This window comes from Carnobacteriaceae bacterium zg-84, from assembly GCA_013874835.1.
Classification (GTDB): Bacteria; Bacillota; Bacilli; order Lactobacillales; family Aerococcaceae; genus WM01.
In genome coordinates, this window is record CP059430.1 from 1,218,972 (window position 1) to 1,235,222 (window position 16,251).

Genomic DNA, 16,251 nt, shown 5'->3' on the forward strand with positions numbered 1-16,251 from the left:
CCTCCTTACTTTTTCACTAATGTTTCTGCAGCTTGCATGACAATATCATGTATATCCACACACACATCATTTTTGTTTAGATCATGCGTCAATTTTAAACATGCTAAAAATTCAATATTACCCGAACCACCTGTTATTGGCGAAAATGTTAAACCAATTACATCATATCCAATGCTCGTGGCAAAATGTAAAATATCATGTATCACTTCTTCATGAACATGTGTATCTTTAACAATACCTTTTTTCCCTACTTTTTCTCTACCTGCTTCAAATTGAGGTTTAATCAATACAACAACATAACTATTCTTTTCTAATATATTGGCTAAAGTAGGTAAAATCAATCTTAAAGAAATAAACGATACATCAATTGTTGCAAAATTAGGTTGCCCTCTCTTAAAATCACCTAATTGAGCATATCGAAAATTCACACGTTCCATAACATCTACACGCTCATCTTGTCGTAATTTCCAATGCAACTGATTGTATCCTACATCTAGAGCATAGCATAACGCTGCTCCATTTTGTAAAGACACATCCGTAAAACCACCTGTTGACGCACCAATATCTAACACACGCTTACCGGTTAAGTCAAGATGAAATAACTCGATTGCTTTTTCTAATTTCAATCCACCTCGACTGACATACTTCAGTGTTTCTCCTTTAATATGAAGTTGTTTTGTTATCGATAGTTTTTCTCCAGCTTTATCAATTCGTTCATTATTTTCATCATAAATCTGTCCAGCCATAATCATTCGTTTGGCTTTTTCTCGAGTATCCGTTAAACCTTGCTGGACGACTAGTAAATCTGCTCTTTCTTTTTCCATATATCTCCCATTATTTCACATAATTTAAAAAATCCAGTAATAATTCACTATCCAAAGTCGGATATACTTTTTTCAAATTATCTATTGCTTTTTCTGCACGGCTAATTTCTTGAAATAAACTTTCTCTTGCACCACTAATGCCTAATAAAGACGTATACGTACTTTTTTGCAATATAGCATCTTTCCCTTGAATTTTTCCCTCTATATCAAAAGAGCACTCTACATCTTTTAAATCATTGTGTATTTGAAAAGCTAGCCCGAAAGAACGAGAAAACGCCTCTAATAATACTTGTACTTTTTCACAAGCATTTGATAATACCGCACCAGCAAAAGTAGCATATCGAATCAAATCGCCTGTTTTGCGAGCATGAATAGATTTTAGCGTATCTAAAGAAACGTGTTGATTCTCGGCTTGAATATCGCCCATTTGACCACCAATCATACCATTTGGTCCCGCACAAATAGCTAATTGTGATACTAAAAGAACTTTTTGAATATCAGGGACATCACTTTGACAAATCAATTCAAATGCTTTTGTATTGAATGCATCGCCAGCAAGAATGGCAGTTGCCTCGTCAAATTGTTTGTGGTTAGTTAACTTTCCACGTCTATAATCATCATTATCCATTGCCGGCAAATCATCATGAATTAAAGAATAAGTATGTATATACTCTAATGCAAGTGCTATAGGATAGCCTTTTGATACATCTTTTCCTAATGCTTGTATAGTAGCTAGTAAAAGCATTGGACGTACTCTTTTCCCACCATTTGTTAATGAATAGTGCATTGCCTCTTTTAAACGAATATCATTTATAGTTGTAAGAGAATTTTCTAAATATTGTTCAAAATCTGTTATTGTTGTTTTAAATGTGTGTATATTCATAAATATTATCCATTCGTATCCAAAATAGTTTCTTCTCCATTTTCAAGAACTAGTTTTGTGACTGTTTTTTCTGCATTTTCTAATGTTTGTTTGCAATATTGACTTAATTCAATACCTTTTTGAAATTGTTTTAATGCCTCTTCTAAAGGGACATCTGCTCTTTCTAATTGTTGTACAATGACTTCTAATTCTTTTAACGCTTCTTCAAAACTCTTTCCTTTAGCCATTTTTAACCTCTTCTTTCTATTTCTTCAACAGACTGAATAACTGCATTCGCTTGCCCGTCGACTAATGTAATCGTAATGTGTTCATCTACTTTTAAATCGTGCACACTGGATACTACCTTATTTTCTTTGGTCACATAACTATAACCTCTAGACATACTTTTTAATGGACTTAATAAATCTAATTTTTGTATTAACAAATCCGCTTTCTTTTCTTTTTCTTGATTTATCTGCTTATAATATTGAAGCAACTGTGTACGCAATGCATCTACTGTTTGTTTATATTCGTCTATTTTATACGTGGGACTAACATGTTCAAACTGCCAATCAAGCTTATCAAATTGCCCTTTTTTTTGTAGCAGTAATTGTGTCATACGATTGCTGAGTGTTTGATGCATGTAGTCTAATTTTTGTACATAACTATCGTACAAACGTTCCGGTTGTGTAAACACATAAGACTGGTCTAATTGATATAATTTTTTCTTTAAACTATCTAACTCATTATTCATCGCAAGTGTTAGTCGATGAAACCATGTATCCAATGTATACAAGACATCTCTTAGTACTGGAACAGCACATTCTGCCGCAGCAGTTGGTGTTGGCACACGCAAATCTGCTACATAGTCTGTTAGCGTTGTATCCGTTTCATGCCCAACAGATGAAATAACGGGAATGGAACATTCATAAATGGCACGTACTACTTCTTCTTCATTGAATGACCATAAATCTTCAATAGAGCCACCACCTCGTGCAATAATGACCGTGTCGTATGTATATGTAGACATCATAATACGTCGTAAACTATTTACAATACTACTCGCTGACTCTTTTCCTTGAACAACCGTTGGATACACATCTAACGCAACAATCGGATACCGTCTTAAAATTGTTTGTTGTATATCGTGAATCACTGCGCCACTTTGACTAGTTACAATAGCAATTCGTTTAGGGAATCTAGGAATGGCTTTTTTAGGTGCAGAAAACAATCCTTCTTTTGTTAACTTTTCTTTTAATTGTTTATATGCTTGAAAAAGTGCACCCGCACCCGCCATTTCCAAATGTTCAATATAAATTTGATATTCTCCTGTACTTTCATATAAACTAATACGCCCTATAACAAGTACTTTCATCCCTTCTTCTAACATAAACCCTGCTTTTTTAAAAACATTTTGAAAACAAATGGCTTTAATTTTAGCACCGTCATCTTTTAAACTAAAATATTGGTGTGTCGGTCTTAAACGGAAATTTGACACTTCTGCAACTAAATGTACTTTTGATAAATGTGGATCAACATCAAATTTTCTTTTTAAATATTTGGTTAAAGCTGTGACCGTTAAGTATTTTTCTTCTGACACTGTATCACTACTTTCTATTATTGTTTTTCGTATTTTCAACAGCATGGTCAAATGTTTGTTCTAAAAGCATTGTAACCGTCATTGGCCCAACACCACCTGGTACTGGTGTTATATACGAAGCAATCTCACTAACTTCTTCACTAACATCTCCAATCAATTTACCCATATCATTACGATTCGTTCCAACATCAACAACGATTGCACCTTCTTTGACAAAATCTTTCGTAATGAAATGAGGCTGCCCCACAGCAACGACAAGTATGTCCGCTTGTTTGGTCAACTCTTGTAAATTTGGTGTACGTGAATGTGCTGTTGTAACAGTTGCATGTTCATTTAAAAGCATTTGTGTCATCGGTTTTCCAACAATATTACTACGCCCAACAACAACAGCTAATTTTCCATCAAAATCAATATTATATTCTTTTAGTAAAGTCATAATACCATAAGGTGTACATGGTAACGTCGTTTTATTTCCCAAAAAGAAATTACCAACATTCATTGGATGAAAACCGTCGACATCTTTATGATAATCAATTGCTCTTAACATTTTTTGTTCATCTAAATGGGCTGGCAATGGTAATTGAACAAGAATGCCATGACATTCTTCTTTGTGATTATAAAAATCAATTTTTTCTAATAATGCTTCTTCTGTAATATCTATTGGAAGATGTTCAATCACCGATTTCATACCAACTTTATTTACAGCTGCTTCTTTATTTCTAACATATAATTTACTTGCTTCATTTTCCCCAACAAGAAGGACAACTAATTCTGGCACAACACCCTTTTCTTCTTTAAACTGTGCGACTCTTTCTTTTAAATTCATTTGCATTTTTTCTGCCAAGGATTTTCCATCCATCTTAATTGCAACCATCTTTTCTCCTACTTCCAATTATTGATATACAACATTTTAACATATCAGATACTTGTTTTCATCTCTTAAAAAAAGCTAAATATTGAAAAACATTCACTTTTGCTTTAAAATAGAGATATATTATTTTATGGAGGTGTCACAATGACATTTGATATCAATATGGTTATTCTCATATTATTCGGATTATCAGCATTCTTTTTATTTCTATCCTTATTTACAAAAAACTCATACAAACGAGAAATAAACGAATTAAAAGACTACTCTTTTGAACAATCTCAAGAGTTATATAAACTAAGAGAACGTATCAGTTCTTTAGAAACATTTACAGGATTTTCACTATCTCAACCTTTATCTTTTACAGGTGAGTTGCGTAATCTAAGTGAATTAACAAAAGAAAATATTATTCATCTTTATTCAGAAGGTCGTTCACCAGAAGATATTTCTATTTTTGCAAATATTCCTGTTGAAACAGTACAAATTTTAATTGACCGCTATATTGATGAATCAACGAAATAAAGGAGGTCAACAATGAAACAAGCATTTCGTTTTTTAGGAATTGGCTTTCTATTGTCCGGTTTATTATTATTCGGTTTACAATATGCAGGTATGCTAACAGCTTCAACTAAACCTACCCCAGTTGGAACAAGCCAAATGACGACAACTGCGACAATGTCAACATCAAGTCAGATGACATCTACAACATCATCTTCGACAACGCAACAAAGTCAAGTATCGACAACAACGACAACATCTTCATCTACGTCTACATCTGCTGCAACATCAGGTAGCGATGTTGAGTTTATTGTAAAAGAAGACGATACATCACATGATATCGCTGAAAATTTGAAAAAAGCAGGACTAATTGATAATGCTGATGACTTTATCAAATATTTATATGAAAAAAACTTATCAACAATCATTCAAACTGGTAAGTTTAAAATCTCAAAAGGATTAAGCTTTGAAAAATTAAGTGATATACTAACAACATATCCTGGAAATTAACAAATATTTATTGCAATAAAGTTTCTATTTTTGTATAATGGGATAGTTGGTATATAGATACCAGAATTAGAATTTTTGAAAGAGGTGACTACAATGCCAAATATTGAATCTGCAATCAAACGTGTTCGTACTGCTGAAAAAGCTAATTTCTTAAACAACACACAAAAGAGCGCAATGCGTACAGCAATCAAAAAATTTGAAACTGCTGCTGCTGAAGGTGCTGAAAATGCTGCTGAATTATTAAAAGTTGCTCAAAAAGCAATTGACGAAGCTGCAACAAAAGGTTTGATCCACAAAAACAAAGCTAATCGCGATAAATCACGTTTAGCAAAAAAATTAGCTAAATAATCATCAATAAAGCACTCTACAGTGCTTTATTTTTTTGTATCTAGAGAACCCCTCTCTAGATTTTTATTTTGTAAAGAAACTGATATATTACTGTCACGCATTCAACATATTCTTTTTTTATAATATAGTATGCCATAGACTATACGGTATTATTACATGAAGAGGTGCTTAGAATATGAACAAGAAATTCTCGAAGCTAGTAGGTGGTGTACTCTTTAGTACATTACTGTTAACACATCATCCACAAAGTACAGCAGCTTTTGCAGAAGCGATGACTTTTGAACATTCAAATAAAAATTTACACGCAAAATTAGAAACTGAAAACAATCAAACATTTTTAGTTCTATCTGCAACTCAAAATTTAGAAAATATTGCTGTATCTGTATCATCAAGTGATTATGAAACACAAACAATCAAATTAAATAAATTAGATGCAAATGAAACACAACGTTTTAAAATTACATTGACACCAAAAGAATCCATGACTATGTTACCAAAAACAAGTAGTGTCAAAGAAACATTGATTTTTGAAGGAAAAATCAATCATATAAATGTTTTAGTGTCTATTAGATATGAGGTTCTAGAAAATAATGAGGTATTAGAAAGTACAAATACACATATGACAGACAATACTTTATCATCAACTGTAAATGAGCCAGTGACACCAAACCCATCTGCTACTAACGAAGATAAACTAAAAACAGAAGAACAAGACAGTAAAGTAACAAATACGGAGACAGAAGCAGAAAACAGCAATTCTAGCAATTCTAATGAACCAACAGAAAACACGACTTCTAATGAAATAGTAGAAAGCGAAAATTCTAATAAAAAAGATGAAACTATCTCTAATCACGCAACATCAAATGAGATAGCACCACCTGTTGCTCCAGTAACTATTAGTACAGGATCTATGAAACCAGATGAACCTGCCAATACGGATAAAGAGGCAACTCAACCAAACACTGAAACAAATAAACCAAACAACTCTGAAAATAATACAATTGGTGTTGTTCAACCAAATACACCAGCAAATAATCGCGATACAAATACAACTCCAGACGTAGATACAAATAAACCGACGGACAAAGAAGATGTATCCACTCAACCAGTTGAAAATAATACGGAGACAACTCCAAATAAACCTGCTGAAGAACCAGTTCAGCCAAAACCAAATACTGAACCGACAAGCCATACGCCAGATACATCACCGGTTGTGACACCTATTCACACAACACCAACGGTAAACCCTACAAGTGATTTATCGTCTCCAAAAACATATACCATTGATTTAGGTAAAGGAAAAACAGGCACTGTGACAGGTTATTACGATTCAAACTTAACACAAGAACTCATCACTTTATTAAATCAACATCGTGAAAAACAAGGACGTAAACCACTAAGCATTAACACTCATTTATCCGAAGGTACATTACTACGTGCAAGAGAATTTGCATACAACGCCATTAAAGGCGATACAAACTACCATACACGTCCAAACGGATTAGCATATTCATCTGCATTTTCTACTACGAATATTGGAGAAAATTTAGTGATGCAGTACCCAACTGCTCAAGGTTTAATGGGCTGGTGGCAACATTCATACAATCACAATGCAAATATGCTAAATCCTAATTGGACAAGTGTCAGCATCGCTGTATTCGTTGTAAATGGACAAAATTACGCTATTCAAATCTTTAATTAAATAGAAACACAAAAAGCATAGACGGTGTAACCTATCCGCCTATGCTTTTTATGCTCTATGCTATAAAATAACCTTCAATATAAAAACCTATTTCTTCATACCCTTGATGTTGATACATCATATGAGCATCACTTCCCTGCTCTGCAATCAAAACTAATTTTTGATTAGATAATTTTTTATGTAACACCGCTTTTTGTAACAAAGTACCTACCCCTTGACGTTGATACGCTTCATCAACTTGAAAATTATCAATTTCAATAAAATCTTTTTGATAGTGCAAAATTACATCACCAATAATAGTATCTTTATCAACAGCTAGTAATATATCTCCTTTTTGTAAAATATCTTGAATATATTGTTTTGCTTGTTCACGATATAAGTTTCCATACTGGATTGTTTCTTCATCATATTTTTTAAAATATATCTCTAACCACTTTTCTGTTAATTTTTCAATCGTTACATTAAACGTGCACGATTTTGTAAAATTAGCTTTTTCTTCATTTAAGCACATCAACACTTCGGTAGATAGATCAAATGACCACTCTTTCAAGACTTTCTCTATATCTTCTGGTAAACATTCATTTTCAGGAAAACTTAAATGAACATACTCCGATTGATAATTTGCTTGCTTTTCCTTTACAAAAGCTATATCTTCTTTTAATTCTTCTAAAGTAGGCATCACTTTATAATAAAGTACATTACTATCGTATCTTTCTGAATAACGTTCATTTTGTTCATAAATATATCGACTTGTTTCTACACTATTTTCAGATAGGTGCATGAATATATGTTTGTGCATGTTATCACCTCTTTCGATTTATTCTTAAATAATATCATAAATAAAAATGTTTACCAATAAAAAAACAGGATTGATAACATCAACCCTGTTTTTCAAATACTATTTTTTTAAATTATAAAATGCTTTTAGACCTTCATAAACAGCTAAATCGCCTAATTGATCTTCAATACGTAATAATTGGTTGTATTTTGCAATACGGTCTGTACGGCTTAATGAACCTGTTTTAATTTGTCCTGCATTTACAGCAACTGAGATGTCTGCGATTGTTGAATCTTCAGTTTCACCTGAACGATGTGAGATAACAGCTGTATAGCCAGCTTTTTTAGCCATTTCAATTGCTTCAAATGTTTCTGTTAATGAACCAATTTGATTTACTTTGATTAAGATAGAGTTAGCAATACCTTTTTCGATACCTTCAGATAATTTTTTCGTATTTGTTACGAATAAATCATCCCCAACTAATTGAACACGTTTGCCTAAACGTTCTGTTAATAATTTCCAACCGTCCCAGTCGTTTTCATCCATACCGTCTTCGATTGTGATAATTGGGTATTTGTTTACTAATTCTTCTAAGTAGTCAACTTGTTGTTCAGAAGTACGTTTTGCACCTGTTGAACCTTCAAATTTAGAATAATCATAAACACCATTTTCATAGAATTCAGATGATGCACAGTCAAATCCTAAGAATACATCTTTACCTGGTTCTAAACCAACAGCTTTAATTGCTTCTAAAATTGTTTCAACAGCATCTTCTGTTCCTTCAAATTTAGGAGCGAAACCACCTTCATCACCAACAGCTGTTACTAAACCACGAGATTTTAAAATTTTAGCTAAGTTATGGAAAATTTCTGCTCCCCAGCGTAATCCTTCTTTAAATGATGGAGCCCCTACTGGTAAAATCATAAATTCTTGGAAAGCGATTGGTGCATCTGAGTGAGAACCACCATTTACAATGTTCATCATTGGTGTTGGCAATACTTTTGCATTGAATCCGCCTAAGTATTGGTATAATGGTACATCTAAGTAATCAGCAGCTGCACGAGCAACAGCAATAGATACACCTAAAATAGCGTTAGCACCTAATTTTTCTTTGTTTGGTGTGCCGTCTAATTCAATCATTGTTTTATCAATAGCTAATTGATCACGAACGTCAAAACCTAATAAAGCTTCAGCAATGACATTGTTTACATTATCAACAGCTTTTTGAACACCTTTACCTAAGTAACGAGATTTATCTCCGTCACGTAATTCAATAGCTTCGTATTCACCTGTTGATGCTCCAGATGGAACCATACCACGACCAAATGCTCCACTTTCTGTGTACACTTCAACCTCTACTGTTGGGTTACCACGTGAATCTAACACTTCTCTTGCTAAAATATCTGTAATAAATGGCATTTTTATATCTCCTTTATATTGTAAATTTTTCATTTTATTTACATGCTTATTGTATTGAATTTAGTTTTATTATGCAACTAATATCTATCTAAGTGATTATTTTTTAATTAAACTTTCACCTGTCATTTCCACAGGTTTTTCAATGTTTAATAAGTCTAACATTGTTGGCGCTAAATCGGCTAAACGACCACCGTCACGTAATGTTACACCTTGTTTTGTCACAATAACAGGAACAGGATTTGTCGTATGTGCTGTCATTGGTTTTCCATCTAATGTTAATACTTCATCAGAGTTTCCATGGTCTGCTGTAATAATCGCATAACCACCTTTAGATAAAATCAAATCAACCACTTCACCTAAGCACTCATCTACTGCTTCAATGGCTTTGACTGTTGGTTCTAACATACCTGAATGCCCAACCATATCTGGATTCGCAAAGTTTAAAATAATCGCATCTAATTCATCTTTGTTGATTGCTTCAACTAATGCATCTTTCACTTCATAGGCACTCATTTCTGGTTTCAAGTCATACGTCGCAACCTTTGGAGAAGGAATCAAAATACGACTTTCTCCCTCAAACTCCTCGTGACGTCCACCACTCATAAAGAATGTAACGTGTGGATATTTCTCTGTTTCAGCAATACGTAATTGTTTTTTTCCTGCATTAGATAATACTTCACCGATTGTATTTTTTAAATCTTCTTTTTTGAATGCAATCTCTGCTAGAACATCATCACTATAAAGTGTAAATGTTACAAAGTTTAAATGTGTTGGAGCATTATCTCCTCTATCAAATCCATTAAATGTAGGATTTGTTAAAGCTGTTCCTAATTGAATAGCTCTATCTGGTCTAAAGTTAAAGAAAATCACTGAATCTTCTGATTGGATTGTTGCAACAGGATTATCTTCTTTATCTACAACGACAAATGGAACAACAAATTCATCGTATACTTCTGAATGATAAGAAGCTTCAATACCTTCAACAGCACTTGAAAATTTAGGACCTTTTCCACGAACCATAGCATCGTATGCTAATTCAACACGTTCCCAACGTTTATCACGATCCATTGCGTAATAACGTCCAGAAATCGTTGAGAATTGTCCAACACCAACTTCTTCAAAAACGGTTTGTGTATGTTTTACAAAATCTAATGCTGAAGAAGGAGCTACATCACGACCGTCTAAAAATCCATGAACATATACTTTTTCTAATTCGTACTGTTTAGCTAAACGTAATAATGCAAATAAATGTTCATAATGAGAATGCACACCACCGTCTGACACTAATCCCATTAAATGTAATGCTGTTCCTTTTTCTTTTGCCGTTTTAACAGCTTTTACGAGTTCAGGAATATCGTAAAAAGCACCTTCACGAATTGAAATATTGATACGTGTTAAAGACTGATAAACAATACGTCCTGCACCAATATTCAAATGTCCTACTTCAGAATTTCCCATTTGTCCGTCAGGTAAACCTACATCTTCTCCACTTGCAGCTAATTGATTATGTGGAAATTGAGCGTAGTAACGATCAAAATTAGGTTTATGTGCTGCTTTTACAGCATTTCCAAATTCTTCTTCACGGTTTGCAAAACCATCTAAAATAATTAAAGCTACTGGAGATTTTGTCATTATTTTACTCCTTCTAATAACGCTAAAAATGATTCAGGAACTAACGATGCTCCACCAACTAATGCGCCGTCAACATCTGGACATGCCATGTATTCTGCAATATTTTCAGGTTTTACAGAACCACCATATTGGACACGAACAGCTTCTGCTGCATCTTGACCAAATAATTTTTCAACAACAGAACGAACAGCTTTACACATTTTTTGTGCATCATCTTGTGTGGCAGATTTTCCAGTTCCAATTGCCCAAATTGGTTCATAAGCAATCACTGTTTGTTTTACTTGTTCTTGTGTTAAACCATTTAAAGCTGCACTTACTTGACGAGATACAACTTCTTCAGCTTGGTTTGCTTCATATTGTTCTAATGTTTCACCACAGCAAATAATTGGTACCATACCATTATTAAAAATAGCATGTGCTTTTAAGTTAATTTCTTCATCTGTTTCATGGAAATATTCACGACGTTCAGAATGCCCAATAATGACATAGTCAACGCCCATTGCTGATAATGCCTTTGGACTTGTTTCGCCTGTATACGCACCTTCGTCTTTCCAAAAACAGTTTTGAGCTGCTACTTTTAATGGACTGTCTGCACTAAAGAATTTCACACCATTTAATAATAAAGCTGGTGCACCAACAACAGACTCAACGATGTCTGATGAAGGCAATTTATCTTTTACAGCTTCAACAAAACGAACCGCTTCATCCACTGTTTTGTTCATTTTCCAGTTTCCTGCAATAATTGGTTTACGCATCTGTTTTTTCTCCTTTATTATGCTTTCTTTTTACCACAACCACAGCTTGATTTTTTCTCTGTAATTGCAGCAACACCTGGTAATTCCTTACCTTCTAAGTATTCAAGAGAGGCACCGCCACCTGTTGAAATATGAGTGAATTTATCAGCAAAACCTAATTGAATAGCTGCAGCTGCTGAATCTCCTCCACCGATAATGGTTGTTGCATTGTCTAATTCAGCAATAGCTTGACACACACCAACTGTTCCTTTAGCAAAATTAGGGAACTCGAATACACCCATAGGTCCATTCCATACAACTGTTTTTGCATCTTTTAAATAAGAAGCGAATAATTCAACTGTTTTCGGTCCAATATCTAACCCTTCTTGATCTGCTGGAATTTCAGTAGATGCAACAATGGTTGCTGGTGCATCATTGCTAAAGTCTGGTGCAACTGTTGTGTCAACTGGTAACACTAATTTGTCACCTGCTTTTTCTAAAATAGATTTTGCCAATTCAATACGATCTTCTTCTAATAAAGATTTACCAATTTCTCTACCTTGTGCTTTGAAGAATGTATAAGCCATACCGCCACCGATAAGCACTTTATCTGCTTTATCTAACAAGTTTTCAATAACACCAATTTTATCAGATACTTTTGCACCACCTAAAATTGCCACAAATGGACGCTCTGGTGTATCTACCGCACCTCCAATAAATTTGATTTCTTTTTCCATTAAGAAACCTGCTGCTGTTTTCAAGTGTGTTGAAATACCAACGTTTGATGCATGTGAACGATGTGCTGTACCAAAAGCATCGTTAACAAATACGTCACCTAAACTTGCCCAGTATTGACCTAACTCAGAATCATTTTTAGATTCTTTTTTACCGTCAATATCTTCAAAACGAGTGTTTTCAAATACTAAAACTTCTCCGTCTTGTAAAGCATTGATAGCATTTTCTAAAACTTCTCCTCTTGTTTCAGGAACAAATGTAACATCTTTATTTAATAATTCTGATAAACGTGTTGCTACTGGACGTAAAGATTTTGTTGCTTTGTCTTCTTCTGTCTTCACTTTACCTAAGTGAGAAAATAGAATAACTTTTGCACCTTTTTCAATTAAATATTGAATAGTTGGTAATGCTTGAACGATACGGTTATCATTTGTGATAACACCGTCTTTCATTGGAACGTTAAAGTCTGCACGAACCAATACTTTTTTACCTGCTACATGCAAATCTGATACGATTGTTTTTGCCATAAAATCCTCCAAATTTTGTCAAAATGACTTTTATTTTATACATGAAAATAGCGGAGAAGCATGCCACCTCTCCACTATACTCTATCGCGACATGCGACGTTATTATTTACCTAAGTTTGCAAAGTATTCTAAAGTACGTACTAATTGAGCTGTATAAGACATTTCGTTGTCATACCAAGCAACAGTTTTTACTAATTGTTTGTCACCAACTGTCATAACTTTAGTTTGTGTTGCATCGAATAATGAACCATAAGTAATACCAACAATATCAGTTGATACGATTGGGTCTTCTGTGTATCCATAAGATTCATTTGCTGATTCTTTCATCGCTGCGTTGATTTCTTCAGCTGTTACAGTTTTTTCTAAAACTGTTACTAATTCTGTTAATGATCCTGTTGGCACTGGAACACGTTGAGCCGCACCGTCTAATTTACCATTTAATTCTGGAATAACTAAACCGATTGCTTTAGCAGCACCTGTTGTATTAGGTACAATGTTTGCTGCTGCTGCACGAGCACGACGTAAGTCACCTTTACCATGTGGAGCATCTAATGTGTTTTGGTCACCTGTATAAGCGTGAATTGTTGTCATCAATCCTTCAACAACACCAAATTTATCTTGTAACACTTTAGCCATTGGCGCTAAACAGTTAGTTGTACATGAAGCACCAGAAATAACTGTTTCTTCACCTGTTAAAATGTCATGGTTAACGTTGAATACAACTGTTGGTACATCATTACCACCAGGAGCAGAAATAACAACACGTTTTGCACCTGCTTGTAAGTGTAATTCAGCTTTTACTTTAGATGTGAAGAAACCAGTACATTCTAACACGATGTCAACACCTAATTCACCCCATGGTAATTCTTCAGGGTTGCGGTTTGCTAAAACTTTAACCTCTTTACCATTTACACGGAATGCTCCATCTAATACTTCTACTTCGGCATTGAAACGACCTTGTGTTGAATCATATTTTAACAAATGTGCTAATGTTTTAGCATCTGTTAAGTCGTTGATTGCAACCACTTCAATTCCTTCTACTTCTTGGATACGGCGGAATGCTAAACGTCCGATACGTCCGAATCCATTGATACCAACTTTAACTGTCATATTCTTTTCCTCCTAAGGATGTTTTTATTTTTTAAAGAGTTTCCTCTTTCAAAACCATATTTGCTAATGCCTCATCTAATACTAAAATGGTATTTTTTGGGGCGAGTGTCATATAGGCATTCAATGCTTTTGCTTTTTGACTACCTACCACGACTAAAATTTCATTTGGCAAGTGATGTAAATCTTCTAAGACTAATCCAATTCTTGCCAACCGGTGCACGATGCGTCCTTTTTCATCAAAGAAAACACCTAGCGCTTCACCAACGGCACCTTTTGTTAATATACGTTCAATATCCTGTTTGGATACGCCACGTCTACCTGCCATTATTTTGGCATTTCCAATACTATAAATCAAACAATTTGTCTTTTTTAATAAAGAAATTGTTTCAGAAATAGCAGAATCATTTAATAGAGCTTGATGTAATTCAGCTGTCAGTATATCTGGCACAAACAATGACACACTATTACCTTTTAATTTTTGTGCCAACATATAAGAAACCATATTCGCTTCAATCGTTAACGAAGCATTGCCTCCACCTCTTGCAGGAACAACTGTAAAATAACGATCTTGTGATAAATCACTATTTACATATTCAACTGTTTTTGATAAAGTTGTGCCACCTGTAACGGCTAAAACATTCAACTCTAGTGGTAAAATATCATTTAAAATATCTGATATAGCTTTCCCTAATCGTTTAAAAAACATTTCATCTTTATTAGCATTTCCAGAAACAATGCGACATTGTTTGATGCCAAATTTTTGTTGAATGTCATACTCTTTTTGACGTAAATATTCTTCCAACTGAAAAATAGGTCTTAATGTATCCAATAGCTGTTTTGATTTATTCGTTAAAGAAATACCACTTTTTGATACAATGACTAAGTCAACTTCTCTTAATTGTTCTATTTCTGTACGAAGCGTTCTTTCAGATAATCCTACTTCTGATGCCAACAAACGTCTGCCTATTGGCTCATATAATGAAATTGTATCTAAAATTTTCATACGCTTGGCCACATGACCAATAAATTCAGGAACCAAACTTTCTAATAAAGATATTGTCTGTTCCATTTTTACACCTCTGTTCTTTGGGTCTTTTATCGACCCTCTTGACACAAGTAATACTTACCTCTTATCAAGCACACCATTATTATACCATTCATATTTTCTTTATTCAACAGTTTTAATGTGATTTTAAAAAACAATATATCAGGGACAAAAAACGACCCTTACCATTTGCTTGGACTCCACATATTCCCTTCTAACACCCCTTTAGATTGTTCAATACGTTCGTATTGTTTTTCAATATATCGCTGTACTTGTTTTAGTATTGCCCTATTTTCATATTGCAACTCTTTTTGTATCATATCTTCTAATACACGGTAAATCCATTGCTGTTCCATTACATCATTTCCTTTAACAATTCTTGTAATTCTTCCAATTCTTCTTGATTATGTTCAATCACATCAATAACGGTCTGTATCTCTTCATGTACTATTTTTTTCAACGTATGCACATACCATTTTCCTTGTTCTTGAAACGTCATTGGATATATTGCACTCGTATAATGCATATACTCTACTAATAACGCTTGCTTTTCCTGTTCACTCATATAAGAAAATTGATGTATGGATAATGGTGGTAAATACGTCATTTTTAAATGTCTTGCTAGCATTTCAAACGGTCTTAGCATTTCTGAGACAGTATACATTTCTTTTCCACCGGCTTGATATTGTTTTTGTGCCCCACCCATTAAAGCAACAATTCCAAATTCTTTCCCTTCTAGTTCGTGCATTTGAAACGAAAAAACAGTATCTATCCATTCTTTTAATAGGGAAGGACAACTATACCAATATATAGGAAACTGTAAAATAATTCTATCTACACTTTTTAATAACGCTCTTTCTTGTTCAACATCAATCTGACGATTGGCTAACACATGCCATATAACCTCTTCAATCTGTGCCACACTTTCTTTCAAAAAAACATTTACGTGTGATTCATTTGGTTTTGGATGTCCAATAACCACTAGTGTTTTCAATTATCAGCACCTCCTTTATTGCTTTTTATTGATTATAGCATATACTTAAACATGAAAACATTTTT

General features: G+C 33.9%; 18 protein-coding genes. 4 read left to right on the forward strand and 14 right to left on the reverse strand.

Annotated features, from left to right (window positions below; genetic code table 11):
- Positions 1–5 precede the first annotated feature (5 nt).
- The 5 genes from H1220_05745 to folD are packed head-to-tail and all read right to left on the reverse strand — an operon-like array spanning position 6 to position 4,160.
- Positions 6–824 (reverse strand): TlyA family RNA methyltransferase, encoded by an 819-nt coding sequence (locus tag H1220_05745; GenBank protein QMI85228.1) that lies wholly within the window; start codon positions 822–824, stop codon positions 6–8.
- Positions 825–834: 10 nt separating this feature from the next.
- Positions 835–1,707 (reverse strand): polyprenyl synthetase family protein, encoded by an 873-nt coding sequence (locus H1220_05750; GenBank protein ID QMI85229.1) that lies wholly within the window; start codon positions 1,705–1,707, stop codon positions 835–837.
- 5 nt (positions 1,708–1,712) lie between these two features.
- A complete protein-coding gene (locus H1220_05755; protein QMI85230.1) occupies positions 1,713–1,934 on the reverse strand; it encodes an exodeoxyribonuclease VII small subunit in 222 nt (73 codons plus the stop codon).
- A gap of 2 nt (positions 1,935–1,936) precedes the next feature.
- Positions 1,937–3,331, reverse strand: a complete 1,395-nt coding sequence (locus H1220_05760; protein QMI85231.1) for an exodeoxyribonuclease VII large subunit — start codon at positions 3,329–3,331, stop codon at positions 1,937–1,939.
- Entirely contained in the window at positions 3,294–4,160 is an 867-nt protein-coding gene (gene folD, locus H1220_05765; GenBank protein QMI85232.1) for a bifunctional methylenetetrahydrofolate dehydrogenase/methenyltetrahydrofolate cyclohydrolase FolD, read from the reverse strand. The genes H1220_05760 and folD overlap by 38 nt, the downstream gene beginning before the upstream one ends.
- 141 nt (positions 4,161–4,301) lie before the next feature.
- On the opposite strand from folD, the gene H1220_05770 reads away from it, so the two are divergent.
- From H1220_05770 to H1220_05785, 4 genes are all read left to right on the forward strand, one after another.
- A complete protein-coding gene (locus tag H1220_05770; protein ID QMI85233.1) occupies positions 4,302–4,676 on the forward strand; it encodes a helix-turn-helix domain-containing protein in 375 nt (124 codons plus the stop codon).
- A 12-nt stretch (positions 4,677–4,688) separates the two neighbouring features.
- Complete coding sequence (locus tag H1220_05775) at positions 4,689–5,162, forward strand: hypothetical protein (GenBank protein QMI85234.1); 474 nt, start codon at positions 4,689–4,691, stop codon at positions 5,160–5,162.
- 93 nt (positions 5,163–5,255) lie between these two features.
- On the forward strand, positions 5,256–5,510 hold the full coding sequence (locus tag H1220_05780) for a 30S ribosomal protein S20 (GenBank protein ID QMI85235.1): 255 nt from the start codon (positions 5,256–5,258) through the stop codon (positions 5,508–5,510).
- Positions 5,511–5,685: 175 nt separating this feature from the next.
- The gene (locus tag H1220_05785; GenBank protein QMI85236.1) at positions 5,686–7,212 is read left to right on the forward strand and encodes a hypothetical protein; all 1,527 of its coding nucleotides are present in this window, start codon (positions 5,686–5,688) and stop codon (positions 7,210–7,212) included.
- A gap of 55 nt (positions 7,213–7,267) precedes the next feature.
- Here the strand turns inward: H1220_05785 and H1220_05790 are convergent, their stop codons facing one another.
- The 9 genes from H1220_05790 to H1220_05830 form a co-directional block, all read right to left on the reverse strand.
- Positions 7,268–8,011, reverse strand: coding sequence for a GNAT family N-acetyltransferase (locus tag H1220_05790; protein ID QMI85237.1), 744 nt, complete (start codon positions 8,009–8,011; stop codon positions 7,268–7,270).
- A gap of 99 nt (positions 8,012–8,110) precedes the next feature.
- A complete protein-coding gene (eno, locus tag H1220_05795) occupies positions 8,111–9,409 on the reverse strand; it encodes a phosphopyruvate hydratase (protein QMI85238.1) in 1,299 nt (432 codons plus the stop codon).
- 96 nt (positions 9,410–9,505) lie between these two features.
- Positions 9,506–11,041, reverse strand: coding sequence for a 2,3-bisphosphoglycerate-independent phosphoglycerate mutase (locus H1220_05800; GenBank protein QMI85239.1), 1,536 nt, complete (start codon positions 11,039–11,041; stop codon positions 9,506–9,508).
- Positions 11,041–11,796 carry a triose-phosphate isomerase gene (locus H1220_05805; GenBank protein ID QMI85240.1) on the reverse strand — a complete coding sequence of 252 codons (756 nt, stop codon included), beginning with the start codon at positions 11,794–11,796 and terminating at the stop codon, positions 11,041–11,043. Before H1220_05805 ends, H1220_05800 begins: the two co-directional genes overlap by 1 nt.
- Before the next feature lie 17 nt (positions 11,797–11,813).
- A complete protein-coding gene (locus H1220_05810; GenBank protein QMI85241.1) occupies positions 11,814–13,037 on the reverse strand; it encodes a phosphoglycerate kinase in 1,224 nt (407 codons plus the stop codon).
- Positions 13,038–13,139: 102 nt separating this feature from the next.
- Positions 13,140–14,147, reverse strand: a complete 1,008-nt coding sequence (gene gap, locus H1220_05815; protein QMI85242.1) for a type I glyceraldehyde-3-phosphate dehydrogenase — start codon at positions 14,145–14,147, stop codon at positions 13,140–13,142.
- Positions 14,148–14,178: 31 nt separating this feature from the next.
- Positions 14,179–15,216, reverse strand: coding sequence for a hypothetical protein (locus tag H1220_05820; GenBank protein ID QMI85243.1), 1,038 nt, complete (start codon positions 15,214–15,216; stop codon positions 14,179–14,181).
- A 158-nt stretch (positions 15,217–15,374) separates the two neighbouring features.
- Positions 15,375–15,548, reverse strand: a complete 174-nt coding sequence (locus H1220_05825; GenBank protein QMI85244.1) for a hypothetical protein — start codon at positions 15,546–15,548, stop codon at positions 15,375–15,377.
- A complete protein-coding gene (locus H1220_05830) occupies positions 15,548–16,186 on the reverse strand; it encodes an NAD(P)H-dependent oxidoreductase (GenBank protein ID QMI85245.1) in 639 nt (212 codons plus the stop codon). Before H1220_05830 ends, H1220_05825 begins: the two co-directional genes overlap by 1 nt.
- Positions 16,187–16,251: the final 65 nt, after the last annotated feature.